Origin of the sequence: Agrococcus sp. Marseille-P2731 (assembly GCF_900117395.1) — a bacterium.
GTDB lineage: Bacteria > Actinomycetota > Actinomycetes > Actinomycetales > Microbacteriaceae > Agrococcus.
In genome coordinates, this window is record NZ_FPEG01000002.1 from 595178 (window position 1) to 620510 (window position 25333).

A 25333-nucleotide genomic window follows, 5' to 3' on the forward strand; every position below is an offset into this window, starting at 1 on the left:
GGGTGGAGGATGCGGGCGCCGACACCCAGGCGCGCCTCCAGATCGACGTCAGGAGCTTCGGTGCTGAACGACCAGGACCCCTACTCGGGCCACACGAACGACGCAGACCCGAGCGAGACCGCGGAGTGGCAGGAGTCGCTCGACCAGCTGGTCGAGGCGCACGGTCCGCAGCGCGGCCGCGAGATCATGCTCAGCCTGCTCAAGCGCTCGAAGGAGCTGCACCTGGGCGTGCCGATGGTGCCCACGACCGACTACCTCAACACCATCGCCGCGGAGGACGAGCCCGAGTTCCCCGGCGACGAGCAGCTCGAGCGCACCTACCGCCGCTGGATCCGCTGGAACGCCGCGATCATGGTGCACCGCGCACAGGCGCCCGGCATCGGCGTCGGCGGTCACATCTCCACCTACGCGTCGTCGGCTGCGCTCTACGAGGTCGGCCTCAACCACTTCTTCCGCGGCCAGGACGCCCCCGACGGCGGCGACCAGATCTTCTACCAGGGCCACGCCTCCCCCGGCATGTACGCCCGCGCGTTCCTCGAGGGCCGTCTGACCGAGGCGCAGATGGACGCCTTCCGGCAGGAGAAGTCGAAGGCCTCCGACGGCATCCCCTCCTACCCGCATCCGCGCATGATGCCGGAGTTCTGGCAGTTCCCGACCGTCTCGATGGGCCTCGGCCCCATCAACGCGATCTACCAGGCGCAGGCGAACCGCTACCTCGCGAACCGCGGCATCAAGGACGTCGCCGACTCGCAGGTCTGGGCGTTCCTCGGCGACGGCGAGATGGATGAGGTGGAGTCGCGCGGCGCGCTGCAGCTCGCGGCCAACGATGGCCTCGACAACCTCAACTTCGTCATCAACGCCAACCTGCAGCGCCTCGACGGCCCGGTGCGCGGCAACGGCAAGATCATCCAGGAGCTCGAGTCGTTCTTCCGCGGCGCGGGCTGGAACGTCATCAAGGTCGTCTGGGGCCGCGAGTGGGACTCGCTGCTCGACAACGACCACGAGGGCGCCCTTCGCGACCTCATGAACGCGACGCCTGACGGCGACTTCCAGACCTACAAGGCCGAGTCGGGGCTGTTCGTGCGCGAGCACTTCTTCGGCCGCGACCCGCGCACGCTCGAGATGGTCAAGCACCTGAGCGACGACGAGATCTGGGCGCTGAAGCGCGGTGGACACGACTACCGCAAGGTCTACGCCGCCTACAAGGCAGCCACCGAGCACAAGGGCCAGCCGACCGTCATCATCGCGAAGACGATCAAGGGCTACGGCCTCGGCAAGAGCTTCGAGGCACGCAACGCCACGCACCAGATGAAGAAGCTCACGCTCGATGACCTGCGCGACTTCCGCGACGCCATGCAGCTCGACATCTCCGACAAGCAGCTCGAGGCCGACCCGTACCACCCGCCGTACTGGAACCCGGGCACGGATGCTCCCGAGGTGCAGTACATGCTGGAGCGCCGCCGCGAGCTCGGCGGCTTCACGCCGGAGCGCCGCGCGAAGCACACGATCATCCCGCTGCCGGAGGCGAAGACCTACGACATGCCCAAGAAGGGCTCCGGCAAGCAGGAGGTCGCCACGACGATGGCGTTCGTCCGGCTGCTGAAGGACCTGCTGCGCGACAAGGGCTGGGGCGACCGCATCGTCCCGATCATCCCTGACGAGGCGCGCACCTTCGGCATCGACGCGTTCTTCCCGACGGCGAAGATCTACAACCCCAAGGGCCAGAACTACACCTCGGTCGACCGCGACCTGCTGCTGAAGTACCGCGAGGCGCCCGACGGCCAGATCGTGCACGTCGGCATCAACGAGGCCGGCGCGATGGCGGCCTTCACCGCCGCCGGCACGTCGTACTCGACGCACGGCGAGCCGCTCATCCCGATCTACGTCTTCTACTCGATGTTCGGGTTCCAGCGCACGGGCGACTCCATCTGGGCGGCGGCGGACCAGCTCTCGCGCGGCTTCCTCATCGGAGCCACCGCCGGTCGCACGACGCTCGCCGGTGAGGGCACGCAGCACGCGGACGGCCACTCGCCGCTCCTCGCGTCGACGAACCCCGCCGTGCTGGCCTACGACCCGGCCTACGGCTACGAGATCTCGCACATCGTGCAGATGAGCCTCGAGCGCATGTACGGCGAGCAGCCTGAGAACGTCATCACGTACCTCACCGTCTACAACGAGCCGATGGTGCAGCCCGCCGAGCCCGAGGGCGTCGACGTCGAAGGCATCCGCCGCGGCATCCACCGCGTCTCGGTGAGCGACCACCACCCGATCAAGGTGCAGCTGCTGGGCTCGGGCGTCGCCCTGCCATGGCTGCACCACGCGCAGGAGCTGCTCGGCAGCGACTGGGGTGTCTCGGCCGACATCTGGTCGGTCACCTCCTGGAGCGAGCTGCGCCGCGACGGCATCGCCGCCGACGAGCACAACTGGCTGCACCCGCAGGCCGACTCGAAGGTGCCCTACGTCACGCAGCGCCTGTCGGAGGCCGAGGGCCCGTTCATCGCGACGACCGACTACATGCGCGCGGTCCCGGATCAGATCCGCGAGTGGGTGCCGGGCGACTACGCGACGCTCGGCGCCGACGGCTTCGGCTTCGCCGACACCCGCGCTGCCGCTCGCCGCTTCTTCACCATCGACAGCCACTCGGTCGTGGTGCGCGCCCTCGACGCGCTCGCCAAGCAGGGCAAGGTGCCGCTCGGCATGGTGCAGCAGGCGATCGAGAAGTACCGCCTGCACGACGTGAACGCGGGCGTCTCCGGCACTGCCGGTGGCGACGCCTGAGGCGCTGACGCTGACGGAGCAGGAGACCCTGAAGGCGCAGCAGCTCGCGTGGCTGCGGCGCATCTCCGGCGATCTCTCGACGCAGGTGACACGGGCGCTCGACGACCGCCTCCCCTGGTATCGCACGATGCCGCCGTCTCGTCGCAGCGCGGTCGGACTCGTCGCGCAGTCGGGGATCACCTCCTTCATCGCCTGGCACGAAGACCCTGAGGCGCAGCCCTGGATCGCCGCCGACGTCTTCGCGGCGGCGCCCAGGGAGCTCCTGCGCAGCGTCAGCCTGCAGCAGACGCTGCAGCTGATCCGCACGGTGGTGGCGGTCTTCGAGGAGCGCATCGGCGACGCCGACCCGGCGATGCGCGAGCCGATCCTGCGCTACTCGCGCGAGATCGCCTTCGCCGCCGCCGACGTCTATGCCCGCGCCGCCGAGTCGCGAGGCCTCTGGGACGCGCGGCTCGAAGCGCTCGTCGTCGACTCGATCCTCACGGGCGAGCACGACGACGAGCTGCCGAGCCGCTCCGCAGCGCTCGGGTGGCACGGCCGCGGCGAGTGCGCCGTGCTCGTCGGGCTGGCCCCGCGCACGCTCGACGTCGACGTCGTCCGCCGCAAGGCGAGGCACGCCGGATGCGACGTGCTGGTCGGGGTGCAGGGCACGCGGCTCGTCGTCGTGATCGGCAGGTCAGCCGAGAACGACGAGACCGCAGACGCCCCCATCGAGTTCCTGGCGATCGCCTCTCAGCTGGCGGAGGGCTTCGGCGAGGGACATCTCGTGCTGGGTCCGGCCGTGCCGGGCATCGTCGAGGCCGCGCGCAGCGCGAAGGCGGCGCTGGCGGGCTTCGCGGTCGCCGACGCCTGGCGCCGCACGCCGAGGCCGGTGCGCGCCGATGACCTGCTGCCCGAGCGGGCGCTCGCCGGCGACCCGCTGGCCCGCACCGAGCTCGTGCGCGGCATCTACCAGCCGCTCCGCGACCACTCGAGCGATCTGCTCGTGACACTGGCTTGCTACCTCGACACGGGCAGGTCGCTCGAGGCCACCGCCCGCGAGCTCTTCGTGCACCCGAACACCGTGCGCTACCGCCTGAAGCGCATCAGCGAGATCATCGGCTGGGACGCCACGGGGGCGCGCGAGGCGCTCGCGCTGCACACCGCGATCATCCTCGGCTCCATCCACGACGCGAGCCGCGATCGGGCCCAGCGACAGGCCAAGGGGCATGCCGCCCGAGGCAGTGGCGCGGTGGGAGGATGAGTCAGTGATCGTCATCGTCGCCCCAGGCCAGGGCTCGCAGAAGCCCGGCTTCCTCTCCCCCTGGCTCGAGCTCCCCGGCGTGCCCGAGCGCCTGCGCGCGCTCAGCGACGCCGCCGGCATCGACCTCGTCGAGCACGGCACGGTCTCCGACGCCGACACCATCCGCGACACGCTCGTCGCGCAGCCGCTCATCGTCGCCGCAGGCATCCTGACCCTCGATGCGCTCGGCGAGCATGCCTCTCGCGCCGCGGGATTCGCCGGCCACTCGGTCGGCGAGATCACCGCTGCGGTCGCAGCCGGCGTCCTCGACGCCCAGAGCGCCATGGCGCTCGTCGGCGAGCGAGCGCGCGCGATGGCGGATGCGGCGGCCGAGACCCCGACGGGCATGGCGGCGGTGCTCGGTGCCGACGAAGCGGTGCTCGAAGCGCGCCTCGCCGAGCTCGGCCTGCAGCCCGCCAACTACAACGGTGGCGGCCAGATCGTCGTCGCGGGAGCGCTCGACGCGCTCGCAGCCCTCGCCGAGGCACCGCCCGAGCGCGCCCGAGTGATCCCGCTGCAGACGGCCGGCGCCTTCCACACGCACTTCATGGCCCCGGCTGTCGAGCGCTTCCGCGCGAAGGCGGCGGCGACCACGGCGACCGACCCGAGCTCGACGCTCTGGACGAACCGCGACGGCAGCACCGTCGCATCCGGCGTCGAGTACCTCGAGCTGATCGTCGGCCAGGTCTCGAGCCCGGTGCGGTGGGACCTGTGCATGGCGGCCTTCGCCGACGCCGGCGTCACGGGCATCGTCGAGCTGGCCCCCGCTGGCGCGCTCACCGGGCTCGCCAAGCGCGGCCTGCGCGGCGTACCCTCGGTCGGCATCACCACCCCCGACGACCTGGAGGCAGCGGCAGCGCTGCTGGAGACCGGAGCGGCAGCATGAGCAAGATCACGAGCCTTCCCACGCGCGCGGGGTCGCGCATCCTCTCGGTCGGCGCCGCGCGCGGCGACCGCCTGGTGCCCAACGACGAGCTCGTCGGCCCGATCGACTCCTCGGACGAGTGGATCCGGCAGCGCACGGGCATCATCACCCGCGCCCGGGTGTCGGACGGTTCGGAGGCCGTCGACCTGGCAGAGGCGGCGGCTCGCGAAGCGCTCGAGCGCGCAGGGCTCGAGGGATCGCAGATCGACGCCGTGATCATCTCGACCATCAGCAACACGGTGCAGACGCCGTCGATGGCTGCGCTGCTCACCGAGCGCATCGGCGCGACCCCCGCGCCCGCATTCGACATCTCGGCGGCGTGCGCCGGGTATGCCTACGGCGTCGCGCAGGCCGACGCGCTCGTGCGCAGCGGCATGGCAGAGCACGTGCTCGTCGTCGGCGTCGAGAAGCTCTCGGACGTCGTCGACCCGACCGACCGGTCGATCAGCTTCCTGCTGGGCGACGGCGCCGGTGCGGTCGTGATCGGCGCAGCGGACGAGCCGGGCATCAGCCCCTCGGTCTGGGGCTCCGACGGCTCCCACTGGGAGACCATCCGCATGACCAACACGCTCGGGTCGATGCGTGACGGCGCGGCGTGGCCGACGCTGCGGCAGGACGGTCCGACGGTCTTCCGCTGGGCGGTGTGGGAGATGGCCAAGAAGGCGCGCGAAGCGCTCGAGGCGGCTGGCCTCGAGCCCGGCGACCTCGCAGCGTTCATCCCCCACCAGGCCAACATGCGCATCATCGACGAGTTCGCGAAGCAGCTGCAGCTGCCGGACACGGTCGCCATCGCGCGCGACATCGCGACCACCGGCAACACCTCGGCGGCCTCCATCCCGCTCGCGATGCACCGCCTGCTCGAGGAGCAGCCGGAGCTCTCGGGCGGCCTCGCGCTGCAGATCGGCTTCGGCGCCGGGCTCGTGTACGGCGCCCAGGTCGTCGTGCTCCCTTAGACTCATCCCGTCCAATCCATCAGAAGGAGACACCCAATGGCATTCACCAAGGACGAGGTCCTCGCCGGGCTCGCCGACCTCGTGAACGACGAGACCGGCATCGCGACCGAGAACGTGCAGCTCGAGAAGTCGTTCACCGACGACCTCGACATCGACTCGATCTCGATGATGACGATCGTCGTGAACGCCGAGGAGAAGTTCGACGTCAAGATCCCCGACGACGAGGTCAAGAACCTCAAGACCGTGCAGGACGCGGTCGACTACATCACGGGCGCACAGGCCTGAGGACCGCTCTTGCGATCGCGTGCGGCCGGGTGACCGGCCGCACGCGGCATCTTGGAGGACAGGCATGACGAAGAAGATCGTCATCACCGGCATCGGTGCGACGTCGCCGCTCGGCGGCACCGCGCGCGAGAGCTGGGAGGCGCTGCTCGCCGGCGAATCCGGCGCACGCAGCCTCGAGCACGACTGGGTGCACCAGTACGAGCTGCCCGTCACCTTCGCCGCCGAGGCGAAGGTGCGGCCCGACACGGTGCTGGAGCGCCCGGTCTGGAAGCGGCTCGACCCCTCGAGCCAGTTCGCCCTCATCGCGGCCAAGGAGGCGTTCGCGGATGCGGGCTCGCCCGAGATCGAGCCCGAGCGCCTCGGCGTCGACTTCTCGACCGGCATCGGCGGGCTGTGGACGCTGCTCGACGCCTGGGACACCCTGCGCGAGAAGGGCGCTCGGCGCGTCATGCCCATGACCGTGCCGATGCTCATGCCGAACGCGCCCTCTGCGGCGATCTCCATGCACTTCGAGGCGCGTGCCTACGCACGCACCGTCGCCTCCGCGTGCGCCTCGAGCACCGAGGCCCTCGTCAACGCCTACGAGCACCTGCAGGCAGGGCTCGCCGACGCGGTGATCGCGGGCGGCAGCGAGTCGGCGATCCACCCGATCACGCTCGCCTCCTTCTCCTCCATGCAGGCCCTGTCGCGTCGCAACGACGACCCTGCCACCGCATCCCGGCCCTACGACATCACGCGCGACGGCTTCGTGATGGGCGAGGGCGCAGCGGCGCTCGTGCTCGAGACCGAGGAGCACGCGCTCGCGCGCGGCGCCCGGATCTACGCAGAGCTCGCCGGCGGCGCCGTGACCGCGGACTCGTTCCACATCACCGCACCCGAGCCGGAGGGCAAGGGCGCGAGCCGCGCTGTCGAGCTCGCCCTCAGTGCTGCCGGAGCCACGGCCGACGACGTCACGCACATCAACGCGCACGCGACGTCGACGCCTGTCGGCGACGTGGCGGAGGTGCGCGCGCTGCACCGCATCTTCGGCGAGCGCGTGCGCGACATCCCGGTCTCTGCGACGAAGGCCGCGCACGGGCACCTGCTGGGCGGCACCGGCGCGCTGGAGGCGGTCTTCACGACGCTCGCGCTCGTGGAGCGCTCTGCGCCGCCGACCATCAACGTGACGGAGCAGGATCCGGATGCGCCGCTGCAGATCGCGCCGACGCCGATCCCGCTCGGCGAGGGCCCGCAGCTGGCGATCTCGAACTCGTTCGGGTTCGGCGGGCACAACGCCGTGGTGGCCATCCGCTCCGTCTGAACCGCGCACCTCCGTCTGCTCGGCGCAGGCATGGCCGAGGGCCCCGCTGTACGCAGCGGGGCCCTCAGCTGTCTGTGGGGTCGGCGACCGCCGACGCGGCGCTCGACCGACGCGTGGTCAGCCGACGCGGTGCAGGGCGATGACGGGCGAGCCGTCGGAGGCGCGGCGGTAGGCCTCGAGCTCGCGATCCCACGCGCCGCCCATCGCATCGTCCAGCGCGGCGACGAGGGCGCGCGAGTCTGGTCCGGCGGCCTCGATGGCTCCGCGGATCCGCTCCTCCGGGACGACGAGCGAGCCGGTTGCGTCGATCCGCTGCCCCGTGATGCCGAGCGTGGGGGTGTGCATCCAGCGCATGCCGTCGCAACCGGGCGCGGAGTCCTCGGTCACCTCGAAGCGCACGTCGCGCCAGCCTGCGAGCGCGGAGGTGATCGATGCGCCGGTACCTACGGGGCCCGACCAGTGCACCTCGGTGCGCTCCATGCCGGGCTCCGCCGGCTGCGGCTGCCAGACGAAGCGCAGCGCATCTCCGACGGCGTGGCCGACGGCCCACTCGAGGTGGGTTCGCAGGGCGCGCTGGGACGCGTGGATCCAGACGACCCCCGTGGTGATCGCGGGACGTCGTCTGAGCGTGTTCGCAGCAGTCATCGTCTCTCCCTCGTTCGATGCGACTTCCCCATCGGTCGAACGGTGTTCGAGACATCCTGAGTGTGCCACATGCGGCTGAGGAACGACAAGGCTGTGGTTCGGCAGCACGCCGTCGCGGATCGAGGAGCGGCGGCACCCGCTGGTCGAGGAGCGCGCGGCCGCAGGCCGCACGCGTCACGAGACCCTACTCGGCGTACGTCGGCCGCTGCTCCCCCGCGCGGATCGCGAACGGCAGCCGGTTGCCGGCCGGCGGCAGCGGGCAGTTGTACTGGTCGCTCATGGAGCACGGCGGGATGATCGCCCGGTTGAAGTCGAGGTCGACCGATCCGTCCTGCCGCGGGCGCACGAAGAGGAAGCGGCCAACGTCGTAGGTCTCCTCACCGGTCGTCGCGTCGGCGAAGACGATCTGCAGGCTGTCGCCGTCGGGCAGCGCGACGAGCTCGACCTGCTCGCCCTCGTGCTCGAACCGGATGCGCCCGGGCGACAGCGCCGTGCGCAGCGACCCGCCCTGCGACTTCCCGTACTCGAACGCGACGCCACCCTCCACCGGTTCGAAGGTGCCGTGCTTCTGCCATGCAGGGTCGTGGTCGAACGCAGAGATGCCGGTGAAGCCGCGCTCGTCGGCGGCCTCGGCGTCCCACACCCGCAGCGCGAAGCGCCCGTTGAAGTCGGGCCCGATCACCGTGCCCGTGCGCCGGTCGTCGAAGCGCACGGAGCTGGGCGTCATCGAGCTCTGGCTGTAGGCGATCGCGTCACCGTCGACGGTCTCGCGGTCGACGACGATCTCGGCCGACGCATCCGCCGTGACCTGGAGGCCGTCGCCCGTGGGCGCGGGCGCCCAGGTGCCGGGCACCCCTTCGACCTCGGTCGGCTCAGCGACCCACGCGGTCGTGGTGAGCGCGAGCGCGCCCTGCGGTGCGCGCACGGTCTGGTCGCGCTTGCGGCGGAACGCCTCGAGCTGCGCGAGGGCGGTCTCGCGCTGGGCGTCGTCGGGTGCTGTCACGAGGGCGTCGGTCATGGATCCAGCGTAGCGATCAGCGCTGACGAGCCGCGCTGTGGGCGCGCCCGTGTAGCGTCGGCCGCATGGACGCATCCCCCGCTCTCGGCCTGATCCTCCCTCCCGACCTGGCACCGGAGCGCATGCTGCCTGCCGCGCGCGCCGCAGAGGCCGCGGGAGTCGACGAGCTCTGGCTCTGGGAGGACTGCTTCGCCGAGTCGGGCGTCGCGCCAGCTGCCGCGATCCTGGCGGCGACAGGAGTCATGCGGGTCGGCATCGGCCTGCTGCCCGTGCCGCTGCGCAACGTCGGGCTCGCGGCGATGGAGATCGCGACCATCGAGCGCATGTTCCCCGGGCGCTTCATGCCGGGCATCGGCCACGGCGTGCTCGACTGGATGGGGCAGGCGGGCGTGCGCGCGGCGTCGCCGCTGACGCTGCTGCGGGAGTACGCGACAGCGCTGCGTGCGCTGCTCGCAGGCGACGAGGTGAGCGTCGACGGGCGATACGTGCAGCTCGACCGCGTGCAGCTGCGGTGGCGGCTCGACGCGGCGCCGCCGGTGCTGATGGGTGCCGAGCGCCCCAAGACGCTCGCGCTCGCGGGCGAGCTCGGCGACGGGGTGATCCTCGTCGGCGACCGCGGACCGGAGGGCACCCGAGAGGCACTGGGCATCATCGGCGAGGCGCGCGCGGCTGCCGGTGCCGACCGGCCGTTCGAGGTGGTGCAGTTCGGCGAGATCCGAGCGGATGCGTCGGTCGCGCAGGTGCGCGAGCTCGCGGCCGCCTATGGCGAGGCCGGCGCGACGCGGGTGCCGCTGCTCGCCATGGACGCCGAGGGCAAGCCCGACGCTGGCGACGGCATCCTGCAGCTCGCGGAGACGATCGGCGCAGCCATCCGCTAGCGCACGTCGTTAGGTGTTGCGCCCTCGCGCAGCGACGCTCCAGCGCGCGGAAGGATCTGCATCGTCGCCTCGGTCGTAGACGAAGAGCTCGTCGACCAGGTTGACGGCCGTGCAGACGTGGTTCGGCACGACGCGCACGACGCTGCCGAGCGCCGGGAGCGCTGCCGTCGTGACGCCGGGCAGCTCGACCACGGCGTGGTGCTCGCTCAGCTGCACGATGCGCGCCTCCGGGTGGTCGAGCAGGCGGCCGTGCCCGGTCGACCAGGCGGCGCGGTCGGGGCCGAGCACCTTGGAGCCGGCGTCGAGCACCAGGCGACCGCCGGCATGCGACACGACGGTCGCGTGGCAGGTCAGCGCGACGTGCTCCGGCGCCATGGTGCCGAGCTCCCACTGCTGGGCGTCACCGAAGACGCTCACCCCCGGGCGGAGCTCGGTGACGGGCGAGTCGATCTCGAGGGCGGCCGCGAAGCTCGGCGTGGAGCCGCCGGAGATGACCTGCGGCGGCACCCCCGCCGCCCGCATCGAGTCGGCAGCCACCCGCAGCGCCTCAGCCTCATCGCGCGCGGCACGCTCTCGCGCGCCGGGCGCATACGCGTGCCCCGGGAACGAGAAGACGCCCTCGATGTCGACACCTGCCCGCGCCGCGGCCGACGCGACCTCTCCCGCGGCGGCGGGCGCGCATCCGGACCTGTGGTGCCCCGCGTCGACCTCGACCCGCACCGCCACCCGGCCCGCGAGACCAGCGTGCACCAATCGCGCGACACCCTCGACCGAGTCGACGCCGATCGAGACCGACGCGCCCCGCGCGGTCATCGCGCTCAGCCGCGCGGCCTTCGCGGCGTCGATCCAGAGCGGATAGGCGATGAAGAGGTCGTCGAGGCCTGCTGCTGCGAAGACCTCGGCCTCGCCGACCGTGGCGACCGAGAGCCCATGGGCGCCAGCCGCGACCTGCATGCGGCCGATCTCGACGGTCTTGTGCGTCTTCGCGTGCGGCCGCAGCGCGATGCCGCGCTCCGTGGCAGCCTCGGCGACGCGGGCGATGTTCGCCTGCATCCGCTCGAGGTCGATCGCGAGGTGCGGCGTCGGTGCAGCGTTCACGTAGGGCGGACGGGACTTGAACCCGTGACCGAGGGATTATGAGTCCCCTGCTCTGACCAGCTGAGCTACCGCCCCGTGGGCCCTGCGGCCCGGCATCCGAGCCTAGTCGGCGATCTCCACGTGCGTATCGGGGTCCGCGATCTGCTCGCCGCGGTACAGGCGCTCGAAGGCCGTGATGGTCGCCTCGATGTCGTGCGGCGCGACCATCTGCAGGCTGTGCTGCTGGTACTTCGCGTACTCCTCATCGCTCAGGCGCAGGATGCGCTCGAGCTTCTGCGCGAGATCGGCGGCATCGTCGGGCACGAACAGCCAGCCGTTGACGCCGTCCGTGACGAGGTGCGGCAGCGCCATCGCGTCGGCGGCGACGACGGGCAGGCCGGTGGCCATCGCCTCCATGGTGGCGATCGACTGCAGCTCGGCGGTCGAGGGCATCGCGAAGACCTCTGCGCCCCGCAGGCGCTCGCGCAGCTCCGCGTCGGAGACGAAGCCGGTGAGCGTGACGCGGTCGGCGATGTGCAGCTGGCGGGCGAGCGCGGCCAGCTCGTCGATCTGATCGCCACCGCCGACGATGTCGAGGTGCCAGGCGAGATCCTCGGGCAGCTGGCTCGCGGCGCGGACGAGCGTCTCGAGGCGCTTCTCGCTCGTGACGCGGCCGACGAAGACGATGCCGCCGCGCTGGCGCACCGGGTGCGGGCTGTACTCGTCGCCGGGCAGGCCGCAGGAGATCGCGTGCACGCCGCGCAGGCCGGTCTTCAGCTCGAGGTAGTCGGCGCTGCGACGGGTGGGGGTCGTGACCACGTCGCAGCGCTCGAGCACCGCTGCGGCGTCGCGCCAGAGCCGGTCGACGGCCTGGTCCTGCAGGACCTTCGGGATGTTCGAGTGATCCATGAGGTTCTCGAACATCAGGTGGTTCGTGCCGACGACGCGGATGCCGCGCTTCTTCGCCTCGGTCGAGAAGGCACGGCCGAGGATGATGTGCGACTGGAAGTGCACGACGTCGGGCTTGAGCGCATCCAGCAGCGAGGCGGCGTTCTGGAACATCCGCCACGGCTCGGCGAAGCGCAGCCACTCGTGCCCCGGGTAGAGCAGGGAGCGCAGGCGGTGCACCGAGAACCGCTGACCCTCGTGCTCCTCGACCTTCGTGCCCTGCTTGCCGCGGCCGAGCGCAGACGCCACCACGTGCACCTCGTGCCCCCGCGCCGTCAGGCGCGCTGCCAGCCGCGTCGTGAACTTCGCCGCGCCGTTGACGTCGGGCGCGAAGGTGTCGGTGGCGATGAGGATGCGGAGGGGGCGTTCAGTCATTGTTCTCCTCGGGCGCCAGGGGCGTCCGGATCTGTGGGTGATGCCGTGCGAGCTGGAACACGCCCAGGACGGCGAGGGCACCGGCGCCGGCGAAGACGATGATCGCCCACGGCGGCGTCGCAGCCGCCTCTCCGAGCACGGTGACGCCGATGAGCACGGCGATCAGCGGGTCGACGACGGTGAGACCGGCGATGACGAGGTCGGGCGGGCCGGATGCGTGCGCCAGCTGCACGGCGTAGCTGCCGACGAGCATGGCGACGACCAGGGCGACGCCGCAGACGATCGTCAACCAGTCGAAGTTGCCGGAGATGACGCGGTTGATGACGATCTTCGAGAGCGTCACGACGAAGCCGTAGAGCACGCCAGCGGCGACGATGTAGAAGATCGCGTTGGCGCGGGCGCGGTACATCCACCAGACGATCCCCAGGCCCACGAGGGCGACGACCAGCAGCGACAGCACGGTGAGCAGCTGCTGATCGCGGATCGGCCGCTCGATCGCGAAGATCGCCGCGACCGTGACGAAGATGCCGATGCCGATGAGGCAGAGCGCGATGGCGCGGATCGTGCGGTGGTCGAGCTTGATGCCTGCCAGGCGGGAGTTGAGGATCGCGGTGACGACGAGGGCGACGGCGCCCAGCGGCTGCACCACGATGAGCGGCGCGAGGGCGAGCGCGCCGAGCTGCAGCACGATCGCCAGGCCGAGCAGCAGCGTGCCGACCACCCACGCTCGGTTCTTGAGCAGTCGCACCAGCGCAGAGCCGCCGAGGTGCGCTCCGCGCTGGTCGCCGCCCTCGAAGTCGCCGACGCCGCGGTGCTGGAACTGCGTGCCGACCGACAGGAAGATGGCGCCCACGATCGCGACCGGGATCCCGAGGGCCTGCATGGGCGTGAGCGAGATCTCGGCCGCCAGGTCGTCGAGCGCGGTGAACAGCACGCGACGACCGTACTGCCCAACGGCCTCGATACGCTGGAGGACATGACCGTTCTGCCCATCTGCATCACCGGCGAGCCTGTGCTGCACCGCGAGGCCGCACCCGTCGTCGACTTCGATGCGGGCCTCGCGACGCTCGTCGAGGACATGTTCGAGACGATGGAGGCTGCGCCCGGCGTCGGCCTCGCGGCCCCGCAGGTGGGCATCGGCTCGCGCCTGTTCGTCTACGACTGGACCGACGAGGAGGGGGTGCGCACTCGCGGCGTCGCCGCCAACCCTGAGCTCTGGATCTCCTCCCCGCCCCTCGGTGTCGCCGACGACGACGAGGAGGAGGGCTGCCTCTCCATCCCGGGCGAGCGCTTCGCGCTGAAGCGCAGCGAGCGAGCCCTGCTGCGCGCGCAGGACGAGCGCGGCGAGCACTACGAGCTCGAAGCCTCCGGCTGGCTCGCTCGCATCCTGCAGCACGAGTTCGACCACCTGAACGGCATCCTCTACGCCGACCGGCTGGATGCGTTCGGCACGAAGGGCGTGCAGAAGGCCATCAAGCGCAACAAGTGGGGTGGCGCGGGCAACGCCTGGCTGCCGGGCGTCGACGACCTCGAGGGCTGAGCGCCGAACCTCCTGCTGCCGCGCCGGCACGACCACCGCGGGCGAAGCGCATCAGCGACGGCAGGTGACCAGCCCGGCGTCCTCCGTGATCCGATCGTTCTCGGGCAGCTCCAGCACGCCCCGGCCGCAGCACGCGGCGACCAGCGTGCCCGCCCGTGGGCACAGGTGCACCGCCCCGCCCCGTCGCACATCCACCTGCAGCATCGTCGATCGCTTCGACATCCGTCTCCTCCTCCGGCCCGCGGCCGTACATCCTGAGACGACACCGGGGGATGATTCGTCACAGATCCGTCGAAGGATTGTCGGGAGGCGGCGCTCGGCCACGACGGCGACCCGCACGAGCGCACGAAGAAGGCCCCCACCCCGAAGGGTGAGGGCCTGTCGCTCCCCGAGATGGACTCGAACCATCAACCTGCCGGTTAACAGCCGGCTGCTCTGCCAATTGAGCTATCGAGGATCGCTGCGGGAGCGACGTCAATCGTAGCATCACTCGCGGGCCCGGGTCACACTCGCAGACTGCCGCGATAGCCTGCGACGCAAGACAGGGTCGCCTACCGCCACAGGAGCACCGCATGCCCAACTCTCCCCGCCGCGCCCTAGGCGCACCCCTGCTGCTGCTCACGGCCTGCGCCTCGCTCGCCCTCACGGGCTGCATCACACCGCCCGCCGTGCCGACGAGCGCGCCCAGCGGCGCGCCGACCTCGACGGCCGCGCCGAGCGGCGCGCCGACGGAGACTTCAGCGGCTCCCACGCCGTCGGCCTCAGCCGCTCCATCCGCAGCCCCCGGGGACATCCCCGAGCTCGTCGCGATCGGCACCGAGCTCCCGCCCGGCACGGTCGGCGGCTGGGAGACGAGCATCATCACCGACGACGCGTTCGAGGTGCAGCCCGACTCCGACTTCCCGGCGGGCCCGACCATCAGCGTCGTCGAGACGGCGACCGGCTGCACCTTCTGGGCCTACCAGGGCGCCGCGGACAGCGACTCGACCGACGAGGCCGAGAGCTCGGCAGCGACGCTCGCCCTGCTGTCGAGCTCCTCCCCCGATGACTGGGATCCGGACGTCTTCACCCTCGACCGCTCGGCATCGCAGGGCGCTGCCGTCGAGATGCTCTCGATCGTCCAGGAGGTCGAGGGCGACCCGGCGAAGGCCTGGTATGCCCGCAACTTCCAGTCGGGTGGCACCACGAGCTCGATCATGGCGATGTGCCCCGCGGGCACCGGCGGCATCGACCACATCGACGAAGTGATCATCGAGCACCTGCAGATCAACTTCCTGGTGCCCTGACCGGCGGCCGATGCCCCGGCTCGCGCGGGGCATCGGCGCCTCACTCCGAGCGCAGCGTGCGCCGCTCGCGCTCCAGCTCCATCAGCTGCTCCTGCATGCGCTTCGAGGCCTCGGGATCGGTGACCCCCATGCGCTGCAGGCTGCCGAGCAGCTCTGCCTTCCGCCGCAGGATGTCGCGGTCCACGAGCGACGACACGATGCCTCGCACGTAGGCGGTGACGCCGTCGGCGGTCGACTGCGGGATGGGCGCCATCGCGAGGGTGCGCACGAGCGGCACGATCTCGGCCGGCACGGTGTCGGCCACGCGCTCGGAGAAGTCGGATGCGTCGATCGCGTCGAGCGAGGCGAGCACGCCGTCGCGCACGACGGCGAGCGAGGGGTTCGACACGTAGGCCGAGGCGCCGCGCGCGGCCAGATCCTTGCCGAGCACCTGCGGCTGCTGCAGCATCGCCGCGATCGCGTCCCGCTCCATCCGCGACGCCGGGTCGCGCGCGAGCTGCTGCAGCGCGACGTCAGCGGGCGGATGCTCGGGAGCGGCCCCGGGAGACGTCGGGGTCGGGCGCGGCCCGGCCTGGCGCACCGCGCGCTGCACCTCCTCGGGTGCGACGCCCAACCAGCCGGCGACGGTGCGAACGTAGCCGTCCGCGAGCGCGCGGTCGCGGATCGACTGCAGCACCGGTGCGGCCCGCCGCATCGCCGCGACCCGGCCCTCCACCGTCTCGAGGTCGTGCTCCGCGACGATCCGCCGCAGCATGAACTCGAACAGCGGGCGGCGCTGCTGCACGAGCTTGCGCACCGCGTCGTCGCCGCGCTCGAGCCGCAGGTCGCACGGGTCGAGCCCCTCAGGCGGCACGGCGACGAAGGTCTGCGCAGCGAAGCGCTGCTCCTCGGCGAAGGTGCGCGCGGCGGCCTTCTGGCCCGCCTCGTCGGGGTCGAACGTGAAGATCACCCGGCCGAGCGAGCGCGTGTCGGTCGTCGACACGTCGCCCAGCACGCGGCGCAGCACCTTGATGTGGTCGACCCCGAACGCCGTGCCGCAGGTGGCGACCGCGGTCGTGACGCCCGCGAGGTGGCAGGCCATCACATCCGTGTAGCCCTCCACCACGACCGCCTCATGCTCCTTCGCGATCTCGCGCTTGGCGAGGTCGAGGCCGTAGAGCACCTGGCTCTTCCTGAAGATCGGCGTCTCCGGTGAGTTGAGGTACTTCGGGCCCTTGTCGTCGTCGGAGAGCCGTCGCGCACCGAAGCCGACGGTCGCACCGGCGACGTCGCGGATCGGCCACATGAGCCTGCCGCGGAAGCGGTCGTAGCTGCCGCGCTGCCCCTCGCTGAGGAGCCCGGCCCCGAGCAGCTCGGCCTCGCTGAACCCCTTGCCGCGCAGGTGGCGCTTCAGCGCGTCGAAGGAGGCGGGCGCGAACCCGACGCCGAAGCGCTGGGCAGCCGCGAGGTCGAAGCCGCGCTCCCCCAGGAACTGCTGGCCGAGCGCCGCCGCGGGCGTGAGCAGCTGCGCCTGGAAGTAGGACTCCGCCTCACGGCTGGCCTCCAGGAGCCTGAGCCGTCCGCTCGTCTCCTCCTGCGGCTTGCCGTCCTCGTAGTGCAGCGTATAGCCGAGCTGGGCTGCGAAGCGCTCGACGGTCTCGGCGAACGAGGTGTGATCCGTCGCCATCACGAACTGGAAGGCGTCGCCATCCTCGCCGCAGCCGAAGCAGTGGTAGCGGCCGACGGCCGGCCGCACGTGGAAGGAGGGCGTGCGCTCGTCGTGGAACGGGCACAGCCCCTTCATGCTGCCGACACCCGCCGACTTCAGCGTGACGTGCTCACCAACGACGTCGACGATCGAGATGCGAGCGCGCAGCTCGTCGATGTCGCTCCGTCGGATCCGCCCTGCCACGATCGCCTCAGTCCCCGACGTAGCGCTCGTGCCAGGCGAACGCGCCGCGGTCGGTGAGGCTGGCGACCTGGTCGACGACCACGCGGGCGCGCGCGGCCTCGTCGGGCGCGGCCTCCCAGTCGTCGGCGTGCACGCGATCGAGCGCCGACGGGCCGATGCGCAGCAGCGCGTCGCAGAGCTCCTGCAGCACGCGCCGCTGGCTGGCGTAGATCGGCTGGCGCCGCTCGGCGAGGATGAAGCTCGCGGCCGTGCCCTTGAGCACCGCGATCTCGGCACGCACCTCGCGCGGCACCTCGACCGTGCCGCCGAAGCGCACCAGCGGACCCTCGTGCGCCTCCCGCGTGCGCGAGACCGCCGCGTTCGCGAAGCGCCCGATGAGCTTCGACGTGAGGTTCTTGAGCCGCGCGTGGTCCTCGCGCGAGCCGTCGAAGCTGCGCAGCCAGGTCTCGAGGTCGTCGAGGCGGTCGAACGCGCCGAGCAGGTCGTCGCGCGTGAACTCCGGCCCCACCCACGTGAGCATCATCGACACGAGCTCGTCGTGCCCCACCCGGCTCTGCAGCTTCGCGACGTCGACGTAGCCGCCGACCACCGCATCCTCGAAGTCGTGCACCGAGTAGGCGATGTCGTCAGCCAGGTCCATGACCTGCGCCTCGATGCTCGGCCGCCCCTGCGGCGCACCCTCGCGCATCCACTCGAAGGCATCGCGGTCGTCGGCGTAGTAGCCGAACTTGATGCGGCCGGATGCGTCGTGGACGTCGGTCGCGGCCGGCCACGGGTACTTGCACGCGGCATCGACGCTCGCGCGCGTGAGGTTCAGCCCGAAGGGGCGGTCCCCGATCACCTTCGGCTCGAGCCGCGTGATGACCCGCAGGGTCTGCGCGTTGCCCTCGAAGCCGCCGATGGCGAGCGCCCACTCGTTCAGGCCCTTCTCGCCGTTGTGGCCGAAGGGCGGATGCCCGATGTCGTGCGCGAGGCACGCGGTGTCGACCACGTCCGGGTCGAGGTCGAGCGAGACCGCGAGCTCACGGCCGATCTGCGCGACCTCGAGCGAGTGCGTGAGGCGCGTGCGGGAGTCGTCGAAGCCCATCGTCGGCGAGAGCACCTGCGTCTTCTGGCCGAGCCGGCGGAAGGCGCTCGAGTGCAGCAGCCGTGCGCGGTCGCGCGCGAAGTCAGTGCGCGAGGAGCGGTGCACCTCCGGCAGCCGGCGCTCGGCGTCGTGCGCGTCGTACCCCCGCGCGTCAACCACCTCGGGTGTCGCTCTCATCCTCGATCAGCGCCTCGCGCTGCGCGGGGCTCAGCTCGGGGCTGTCGAGCCAGCCGTCCGGCAGCGCGGGCCTGCGCGGGCTGCCCGCGCGGCCGCGCTGGCCCTCGACGCCCTCCGCGTTGTAGGGCGAGGCATGGTCGAGCGCGCCGAGCAGCTCGTCGAGCTGCGCGAGCGACTCGACCGCAGCGAGCGCGCGGCGGGCGTCGCCGCCGATCGGGTAGCCCTTGAAGTACCACGCCACGTGCTTGCGGATGTCGCGGCAGGCCCGATCCTCCTCGTCGAAGAACTCGACCAGCAGCTCGGCGTGACGACGGAAGGCATGCGCCACCTGGCCGAGGTCGGGCCGGTAGCGCCGGTCGCTGCCGTCGAACGCGGCGGTGAGGTCGCCGAACAGCCACGGGCGGCCGAGGCAGCCGCGCCCGACCACGACGCCGTCGACGCCGGTCTGCTCGACCATGCGCAGCGCATCCTCTGCCTGCCAGATGTCGCCGTTGCCGAGCACCGGGATCGAGGTCACGGCCTCCTTGAGCTTCGCGATCGACGCCCAGTCGGCCGTGCCCGAGTAGTGCTGGGCCGCCGTGCGGCCGTGCAGCGCCACCGCGGCGACGCCGGCATCCTCGGCGATGCGACCGGCGTCGAGGTAGGTGAGGTGGTCGTCGTCGATGCCCTTGCGCATCTTGACGGTGACGGGGATGTCGCCGGCGCGCTGGACCGCGCGCTGCACGATCGCGGCGAAGAGGTCGCGCTTCCAGGGCAGCGCCGAACCGCCGCCGCGCCGCGTCACCTTGGGCACGGGGCAGCCGAAGTTGAGGTCGATGTGATCGGCGCGGTCCTCGTCGACCAGGATCGCGACAGCCTGCTCGACCGTCTTCGGGTCGACGCCGTAGAGCTGCACCGATCGCAGGGACTCCGAGGGGTGGTGGCTGATGAGCCGCATCGTCTCCGGTGTGCGCTCGACGAGGGCGCGCGTCGTGATCATCTCGCTCACGTACAGCCCCGCGCCGTACTCGCGGCACAGCCTCCGGAACGCCGTGTTCGTGATGCCGGCCATGGGCGCGAGGACGACCGGCGTGTCGAGGGCGATCGGCCCGATCGACAGCGCCGGCCGCGTGCTGGTCACCGCGCTCAAGCTCCGATGAGCCCCTGCGCCAGGTGCGCCTCGAGCTCCTCGACCTTGACGCGGGTCTGCTGCATCGAGTCGCGCTCGCGCACCGTCACCGCGCCGTCCTCCAGGGAGTCGAAGTCGACCGTGACGCAGAACGGCGTGCCCACCTCGTCCTGACGGCGGTAGCGACGGCCGATGGCGCCGGCGTCGTCGAAGTCGATCGCCCAGAGCCTGCGGAGGCGGGCCGCGATGTCGCGGGCGAGAGGCGAGAGCTGCTCGTTGCGGCTGAGCGGCAGCACCGCGACCTTCACGGGCGCGAGGCGCGGGTCGAGGTGCAGCACGGTACGGGTGTCGGTGCCGCCCTTGGCGTTCGGCACCTCCTCCTCGTCGTAGGCGTCGACGAGGAAGGCCATCATGCTGCGCGTCAGGCCGAAGGAGGGCTCGATGACGTAGGGCGTGTACTTCGCGCCGGAGGCCTGGTCGAAGTAGACGAGGTCCTTGCCGGAGGCGCTCGAGTGCGACGAGAGGTCGAAGTCGGTGCGGTTCGCGACGCCCATCAGCTCGCCCCACTCGGAGCCTTGGAAGCCGAAGCGGTACTCGAAGTCGATCGTGCCCGCCGAGTAGTGCGCGCGCTCCTCCTCCGGCACGTCGAAGCGACGCATGTTCGCCTCGTCGATGCCGAGGTCGAGGAACCACGCCCAGCACGCCTCGACCCACGCGTCGAACCACTCCGGCGCCTCATCGGGGTGCGTGAAGAACTCGATCTCCATCTGCTCGAACTCGCGCGTGCGGAAGATGAAGTTGCCGGGCGTGATCTCGTTGCGGAACGCCTTGCCGACCTGGCCGATGCCGAACGGCGGCTTCTTGCGCGAGACGGTGACGACGTTGAGGAAGTTCGTGAAGATGCCCTGCGCGGTCTCGGGGCGCAGGTAGTGCAGGCCGGCCTCGCTGTCGACGGGACCGAGGTTCGTCTTCATGAGGCCCGAGAACATCTGCGGCTCGGTCCACTTGCCGGTCGTGCCGCAGTCGGGGCACGTGATCTCCTCCATCGAGGCGGCGGCGCGGCCCTTCTTCGCCTCGTACGCCTCCTCGAGGTGATCCTGGCGGTGGCGCTTGTGGCACTGCAGGCACTCGACGAGCGGGTCGGTGAAGGTCGCGACGTGCCCGGATGCGTGCCAGACGGCAGTGGGGAGGATGATCGACGAGTCGAGGCCCACCATGTCGTCGCGGCCCTGCACGAAGGTCTTCCACCACTGGCGCTTGATGTTCTCCTTCAGCGCCACGCCGAGGGGCCCGTAGTCCCACGCGGAGCGGGAACCGCCGTAGATCTCGCCCGCCTGGAACACGAACCCGCGGCGCTTCGCGAGGTTGATGACGGCATCGAGACGGTTCTGGACCACGGGTGCTCCTTGCGATCGGCCGTGCGCCCCTGGCTGGGGTGCGGCACATGAACCTCGATTCTATCGAGGCGAGCACGTCGCCGTGGCGTCGGCTCGTGCCGGGGTGGATCGCCGCCGCGGAGTGATGGCGCATGGAACGCTGAGCTAGGCTCCTGGATGGGCGTGCGCGCCCGGCGAGCCTGGCGAGGAGGTCCGATGCAGAGCGATGAGCAGCTCGAGCTCTACGGTGCATGGGCGGAGCGATGGCCCGCCGACGCGGCAGAGCTGCTCGACGGCTACTCGGGAACCTGGTGGATCGGTGGCGGCTGGGCGATCGACGCCGTGACCGGCACCTCGCGCCCGCACGGCGACATCGACATCGTGATCCCCCGCAGCGAGCTGAGCCTGCTGCGCGGCTGGCTGGGCGGCAAGTGGCAGCTCTGGAGCGCCTTCCAGGGCGCGCTGAAGCCGCTGCTGCCCCACGACTCCGACGTGCTGCCCATCGGCACCTCGAGCATCTGGCTGCGGCGGAGCGCCTACAGCCTGTGGGAGTTCGAGGTGCTGCTCGACCCGAGCGACAGCGAGACCTGGCGCTTCCGTCGCGACACGGCCGTGACGATGCCGCTGGCCGACGCGCTCATCGAGTCGCGCGGCATCCGATATGCCAAGCCCCAGATCGTGCTGGCCTACTCAGCCGCGGAGCACGCCGACATCGGCTGGCTCGACGAGGCCCTGCCGGCGCTCGACGACGAAGCGCGCGCGTGGCTGGTCGACCGGCTCGCCGACGACCACCCCTGGCGCGAACGGCTCACCCCGTAGGTCGAGGAGCGCGCGGCGCAGCCGCACGCGTCACGACTCGTAGGTCGAGGAGCGCGCGGCGCAGCCGCACGCGTCACGACTCGTAGGTCGAGGAGCGCGCGGCGCAGCCGCACGCGTCACGAGACCGGATCCTCGCGACCCCTGCGGTCTCGTGACGGCAGCGGCGCTGGGCGCCGCGGCCTCCTCGACCTACGGGGTTCCTCCTCGACCTACGGACGGGGCGGGCTACGGCGTCGGCTTGTCGACCGCGCCGCCGAAGCGGCGGTCGCGGCCGGTGTAGAGGTCGAGGGCGTGCCACAGGTCGGCTCGGCGGAAGTCTGGCCAGAGCCGGTCGAGGAAGACCATCTCGGCGTATGCGCCCTGGTAGGTCAGGAAGTTCGAGATGCGCTGCTCGCCCGAGGAGCGGATGAACAGGTCGACGTCCGGCACGTCTGGGTTGTACATGCGGCTGCGCACGAGCCTGTCGGTCACGCTCGAGGGCTTGAGCCTGCCCGACGCGACGTCCGCTGCGATCGAGCGCACCGCATCCGTGATCTCCATCGTGCCGCCGTAGTTCACGCACATCTGCAGCGTCATGGTGCGATTGCCGGCCGTCCGGCGCTCAGCCTCCTCGAGCTCGCGGATCACGCTCGGCCAGAGCCGCGGCCGCCTGCCCGCCCAGCGCACGCGCACGCCCCACGCGTCGAGCTGGTCGCGCCGACGGCGCAGCACGTCCTTGTTGAAGCCCATCAGGAACCGCACCTCGTCGGGGCTGCGCTTCCAGTTCTCGGTCGAGAAGGCGTAGACGGAGAGGTGCTCGACGCCTGCCTGCAGCGCACCGGCGACGACGTCGAGCAGCACCGCCTCGCCTGCGGCATGCCCCTGCGTGCGCGTGAGCCCGCGCTGGTTGGCCCAGCGCCCGTTGCCGTCCATGATGATCGCGACGTGCTTCGGCACGCTGCCGCGCGGGTATTGGGGCGGCTGCTCCCCCGTCCAGTCGACGGGCTTGCGCTCGATCTCGGTCACCGCTCGCCCCGGTCGACGTACTCCAGGCTGCGCAGGCCCCGCTCGAGGTGCCACTGCACGTAGGCGGAGACGGCGCCGGACGCGCGGTTGCGCACGCCGTCGACGCTCGCCTCCGCGTTCGCCCAGTCGCCCGTCAGCAGCGCGCCGAGCAGCTCGAGCGTCGCGGCGTCGATGCGCAGCGACCCGGGCGGCGCCGAGTGGTCGGCCACCATGCCGCCGAGCTGCGGCACGAACGCGCGGTGCGGGCCCGGCTCGCCGGTGACGGCGCAGTCGCCGAACGACGGCGCCCAGCCAGCGATCGAGAGCGCGCGCAGCAGGTACGAGTCGAGCGTGAGCGAGGGGTCGTGCTCGGCGCGCGAGAGGCTGCGCAGCGCCCCGACGAGCAGCAGGTACTGCTGCCTGGAGCCGTCGTCGTCGGTGAGCCGATCGGCGGTCTCGACCATCGCGGTCGCCGCGGTGTAGGCGCGGTAGTCGCTCACGATGACGGGCGCGTAGGAGCCGAGCGTCACCGCCTGCGTGACGATGTCGAGGCTGCGCCCCACCGCCAGCTGCAGGTCGGCGACCATGAACGGCTCGAGCCGTCCGCCGAAGCGCGACGAGGTGCGCCGCACGCCGCGCGCGACGGCGCGCACCTTGCCGTGCTCGCGCGTCAGCAGCGTGACGATGCGGTCGGCCTCCCCCAGCGAGTGGGTGCGGAGGACGACGCCCTCGTCACGGTAGGTCGGCATCGCGGTCGCTCGGCCCGCTCAGCCGACGGGCAGCGCCCGACGGTCGTGGATGCGCAGGCCGCGGTTGACGCCGGAGACGATCGCCTGCAGCGAGGCAGACGTCGAGCTCGGGTCGAGGCCGACGCCCCACACCGTCGCGCCGTCGACGTCGAGCTCGATGTAGCTCGCGGCCGTCGCGTCGGAGCCGGCGCTCATCGTGTGCTCGACGTAGTCGGTGAGCGTGACCGCGACGCCCTCGGCGCGCAGCATCGTGAGCACGGCGTCGATCGGGCCGTTGCCCGTCGCCGAGACCTCGCGCACGAACTCGCCGTCGCGCAGGCGCGCCGTCAGCTGCGTCTCCCCGTCGTCCGAGGAGCTCGTCGAGAAGCCGACGAGCTCGAAGCGGCCCCACTGCGAGGCGATCCCCTCGTCGCCGTCGCGCTGCTCGCCGCCGCCGTGCGAGGGCAGGTACTCGTCGCCGAAGATGCGCCAGATCTCGTCGCTCGAGACCTCGCCGCCCTCGCTGTCGGTGCGCGATTGCACGGTGTTCGAGAACTCGATCTGCAGCCGGCGGGGCAGGTCGAGCCCGTGGTCCGACTTCAGCAGGTAGGCGACGCCACCCTTGCCCGACTGCGAGTTCACGCGGATGACGGCCTCGTAGCTGCGCCCGACGTCCTTCGGGTCGATCGGCAGGTAGGGCACCGCCCAGGTGATCTCGTCGATGCTCTTGCCGGCGCGCTCGGCCTCCTCGGCCATCCGCTCGAAGCCCTTCTTGATCGCATCCTGGTGCGACCCGGAGAACGCGGTGTAGACGAGGTCGCCCGCCCAGGGGCTGCGCTCGTGCACCTTCAGCTGGTTGCAGTGCTCGGCGACGCGGCGCACGTGGTCGAGGTCGGAGAAGTCGATCTCGGGGTCGATGCCCTGCGTCAGCAGGTTGAGCCCGAGCGCGACCAGGTCGACGTTGCCGGTGCGCTCGCCGTTGCCGAAGAGGCAGCCCTCGATGCGGTCGGCGCCCGCCAGGTAGCCGAGCTCGGCCGCCGCGACCCCGGTGCCGCGGTCGTTGTGCGGGTGCAGCGACAGGATCACCGAGTCTCGGCGAGCGAGGTTGCGGTGCATCCACTCGATCGAGTCGGCGTAGACGTTGGGCGTCGCCATCTCGACCGTCGCGGGCAGGTTGATGATGACGGGTCGCTCGGGGCGCGCGTCGAGGGTCTCGATGATGGCGTTGCAGACCTCGACGGCGTAGTCGAGCTCGGTGCCCGTGTACGACTCGGGGCTGTACTCGTAGAAGACCCGGGTGCCCGACAGCATGCCCTCGAGCTCCAGGCAGAGCTTCGCGCCGTCGACCGCGATCTGCTTCACGCCCTCGCGGTCGGAGCGGAAGACCACGTCGCGCTGCAGCACGCTGGTGGAGTTGTAGATGTGCACGATGGCCTGGTGCGCGCCGTCGATCGACTCGAAGGTGCGTCGGATGAGGTGGTCACGGCACTGCGTCAGCACCTGGATCGTCACGTCCTCGGGGATGAGGCCCTCGTCGATCAGCTTGCGCACGAAGTCGAAGTCGGTCTGGCTCGCCGAGGGGAACCCGACCTCGATCTCCTTGTAGCCCATCTGCACGAGCAGCTGGAACATCTCGAGCTTGCGATCCGGCGTCATCGGGTCGATGAGCGCCTGGTTGCCGTCGCGCAGGTCGACCGCGCACCAGCGCGGTGCGCGCTCGATGCGCTTCGAGGGCCACGTGCGGTCGGGGAGGTCGACCGAGATCTGCTCGTGGTAGGGGGTGTAGCGGTGCGCCGGCATCCCGCTCGGCTGCTGCATGTTCTTCATCGATCGCTCCTGTCGCTCGCTCCATGGTCCGGGCAGGACAGCCTCC

At 71.3% G+C, this 25333-nt stretch carries 23 protein-coding genes and 2 tRNA genes; 10 read left to right on the forward strand and 15 right to left on the reverse strand.

The annotated features are described in order from the left end of the window. Positions 1 to 9 precede the first annotated feature (9 nt). From aceE to BQ6202_RS06790, 6 genes are all read left to right on the forward strand, one after another. Positions 10 to 2778 carry a pyruvate dehydrogenase (acetyl-transferring), homodimeric type gene (gene aceE / locus BQ6202_RS06765; protein ID WP_072313675.1) on the forward strand — a complete coding sequence of 923 codons (2769 nt, stop codon included), beginning with the start codon at positions 10 to 12 and terminating at the stop codon, positions 2776 to 2778. After that, positions 2765 to 4021: a PucR family transcriptional regulator gene (locus BQ6202_RS06770; RefSeq protein ID WP_234946141.1), complete on the forward strand. Its 1257-nt coding sequence runs from the start codon at positions 2765 to 2767 to the stop codon at positions 4019 to 4021. The genes aceE and BQ6202_RS06770 overlap by 14 nt, the downstream gene beginning before the upstream one ends. A 4-nt stretch (positions 4022 to 4025) precedes the next feature. After that, positions 4026 to 4946, forward strand: coding sequence for an ACP S-malonyltransferase (locus BQ6202_RS06775; protein WP_072313676.1), 921 nt, complete (start codon positions 4026 to 4028; stop codon positions 4944 to 4946). After that, entirely contained in the window at positions 4943 to 5938 is a 996-nt protein-coding gene (locus tag BQ6202_RS06780; protein ID WP_072313677.1) for a beta-ketoacyl-ACP synthase III, read from the forward strand. Before BQ6202_RS06775 ends, BQ6202_RS06780 begins: the two co-directional genes overlap by 4 nt. 36 nt (positions 5939 to 5974) lie before the next feature. After that, complete coding sequence (locus BQ6202_RS06785) at positions 5975 to 6223, forward strand: acyl carrier protein (RefSeq protein ID WP_072313678.1); 249 nt, start codon at positions 5975 to 5977, stop codon at positions 6221 to 6223. Between the two features lie 64 nt (positions 6224 to 6287). Beyond that, entirely contained in the window at positions 6288 to 7523 is a 1236-nt protein-coding gene (locus BQ6202_RS06790; protein ID WP_072313679.1) for a beta-ketoacyl-[acyl-carrier-protein] synthase family protein, read from the forward strand. 117 nt (positions 7524 to 7640) lie between these two features. Here BQ6202_RS06790 and BQ6202_RS06795 read toward each other — a convergent pair whose 3' ends face one another. Further along, complete coding sequence (locus BQ6202_RS06795; RefSeq protein WP_072313680.1) at positions 7641 to 8168, reverse strand: DUF3145 family protein; 528 nt, start codon at positions 8166 to 8168, stop codon at positions 7641 to 7643. Positions 8169 to 8352: 184 nt separating this feature from the next. Continuing rightward, complete coding sequence (locus tag BQ6202_RS14755) at positions 8353 to 9186, reverse strand: DUF1684 domain-containing protein (protein WP_072313681.1); 834 nt, start codon at positions 9184 to 9186, stop codon at positions 8353 to 8355. A gap of 65 nt (positions 9187 to 9251) precedes the next feature. Here BQ6202_RS14755 and BQ6202_RS06805 point away from each other — a divergent pair, with 65 nt between their 5' ends. After that, positions 9252 to 10064: an LLM class flavin-dependent oxidoreductase gene (locus BQ6202_RS06805; protein ID WP_072313682.1), complete on the forward strand. Its 813-nt coding sequence runs from the start codon at positions 9252 to 9254 to the stop codon at positions 10062 to 10064. A 9-nt stretch (positions 10065 to 10073) separates the two neighbouring features. Here BQ6202_RS06805 and BQ6202_RS06810 read toward each other — a convergent pair whose 3' ends face one another. The 4 genes from BQ6202_RS06810 to BQ6202_RS06825 all read right to left on the reverse strand — a co-directional run bounded on the left by BQ6202_RS06810 (position 10074) and on the right by BQ6202_RS06825 (position 13398). After that, positions 10074 to 11162: an alanine racemase gene (locus BQ6202_RS06810; RefSeq protein WP_234946142.1), complete on the reverse strand. Its 1089-nt coding sequence runs from the start codon at positions 11160 to 11162 to the stop codon at positions 10074 to 10076. A 1-nt stretch (position 11163) separates the two neighbouring features. Further along, a tRNA-Ile gene (locus BQ6202_RS06815) sits at positions 11164 to 11237 on the reverse strand. A 27-nt stretch (positions 11238 to 11264) separates the two neighbouring features. Then, on the reverse strand, positions 11265 to 12464 hold the full coding sequence (locus BQ6202_RS06820; RefSeq protein ID WP_072313683.1) for a glycosyltransferase: 1200 nt from the start codon (positions 12462 to 12464) through the stop codon (positions 11265 to 11267). Next, positions 12457 to 13398, reverse strand: coding sequence for a DMT family transporter (locus tag BQ6202_RS06825; protein WP_234946143.1), 942 nt, complete (start codon positions 13396 to 13398; stop codon positions 12457 to 12459). The genes BQ6202_RS06820 and BQ6202_RS06825 overlap by 8 nt, the downstream gene beginning before the upstream one ends. Before the next feature lie 42 nt (positions 13399 to 13440). Between BQ6202_RS06825 and def the strand changes: the two genes are divergently transcribed. Beyond that, on the forward strand, positions 13441 to 14004 hold the full coding sequence (def, locus tag BQ6202_RS06830) for a peptide deformylase (protein ID WP_072313684.1): 564 nt from the start codon (positions 13441 to 13443) through the stop codon (positions 14002 to 14004). A 51-nt stretch (positions 14005 to 14055) separates the two neighbouring features. Here the strand turns inward: def and BQ6202_RS14890 are convergent, their stop codons facing one another. Both BQ6202_RS14890 and BQ6202_RS06835 read right to left on the reverse strand, forming a co-directional pair. After that, positions 14056 to 14226, reverse strand: coding sequence for a hypothetical protein (locus BQ6202_RS14890; RefSeq protein WP_159433621.1), 171 nt, complete (start codon positions 14224 to 14226; stop codon positions 14056 to 14058). 162 nt (positions 14227 to 14388) lie between these two features. Then, positions 14389 to 14461 (reverse strand) — tRNA-Asn (locus BQ6202_RS06835). A 115-nt stretch (positions 14462 to 14576) separates the two neighbouring features. Between BQ6202_RS06835 and BQ6202_RS06840 the strand changes: the two genes are divergently transcribed. Next, on the forward strand, positions 14577 to 15290 hold the full coding sequence (locus BQ6202_RS06840) for a hypothetical protein (protein WP_072313685.1): 714 nt from the start codon (positions 14577 to 14579) through the stop codon (positions 15288 to 15290). A gap of 40 nt (positions 15291 to 15330) precedes the next feature. On the opposite strand, the gene dnaG is transcribed toward BQ6202_RS06840, so the two are convergent. The 4 genes from dnaG to BQ6202_RS06860 are packed head-to-tail and all read right to left on the reverse strand — an operon-like array spanning position 15331 to position 20950. After that, positions 15331 to 17181 (reverse strand): DNA primase, encoded by a 1851-nt coding sequence (dnaG, locus tag BQ6202_RS06845; RefSeq protein ID WP_072313686.1) that lies wholly within the window; start codon positions 17179 to 17181, stop codon positions 15331 to 15333. A 7-nt stretch (positions 17182 to 17188) separates the two neighbouring features. Beyond that, complete coding sequence (locus BQ6202_RS06850; protein WP_072313687.1) at positions 17189 to 18445, reverse strand: deoxyguanosinetriphosphate triphosphohydrolase; 1257 nt, start codon at positions 18443 to 18445, stop codon at positions 17189 to 17191. Then, complete coding sequence (gene dusB, locus BQ6202_RS06855; RefSeq protein WP_072313688.1) at positions 18420 to 19574, reverse strand: tRNA dihydrouridine synthase DusB; 1155 nt, start codon at positions 19572 to 19574, stop codon at positions 18420 to 18422. Before dusB ends, BQ6202_RS06850 begins: the two co-directional genes overlap by 26 nt. Then, complete coding sequence (locus tag BQ6202_RS06860; RefSeq protein ID WP_072313689.1) at positions 19571 to 20950, reverse strand: glycine--tRNA ligase; 1380 nt, start codon at positions 20948 to 20950, stop codon at positions 19571 to 19573. The genes dusB and BQ6202_RS06860 overlap by 4 nt, the downstream gene beginning before the upstream one ends. A gap of 195 nt (positions 20951 to 21145) precedes the next feature. On the opposite strand from BQ6202_RS06860, the gene BQ6202_RS06865 reads away from it, so the two are divergent. Next, entirely contained in the window at positions 21146 to 21748 is a 603-nt protein-coding gene (locus tag BQ6202_RS06865; protein ID WP_072313690.1) for a nucleotidyltransferase domain-containing protein, read from the forward strand. 225 nt (positions 21749 to 21973) lie between these two features. Here BQ6202_RS06865 and BQ6202_RS06870 read toward each other — a convergent pair whose 3' ends face one another. Genes BQ6202_RS06870 through leuA form a run of 3 tightly spaced genes read right to left on the reverse strand, consistent with a single transcriptional unit; the run spans position 21974 to position 25287 of the window. Continuing rightward, complete coding sequence (locus BQ6202_RS06870) at positions 21974 to 22753, reverse strand: isoprenyl transferase (protein ID WP_072313691.1); 780 nt, start codon at positions 22751 to 22753, stop codon at positions 21974 to 21976. Beyond that, positions 22750 to 23481 (reverse strand): DNA repair protein RecO, encoded by a 732-nt coding sequence (recO, locus tag BQ6202_RS06875; protein WP_072313692.1) that lies wholly within the window; start codon positions 23479 to 23481, stop codon positions 22750 to 22752. Before recO ends, BQ6202_RS06870 begins: the two co-directional genes overlap by 4 nt. Before the next feature lie 18 nt (positions 23482 to 23499). Beyond that, entirely contained in the window at positions 23500 to 25287 is a 1788-nt protein-coding gene (leuA, locus tag BQ6202_RS06880) for a 2-isopropylmalate synthase (RefSeq protein WP_072313693.1), read from the reverse strand. Positions 25288 to 25333: the final 46 nt, after the last annotated feature.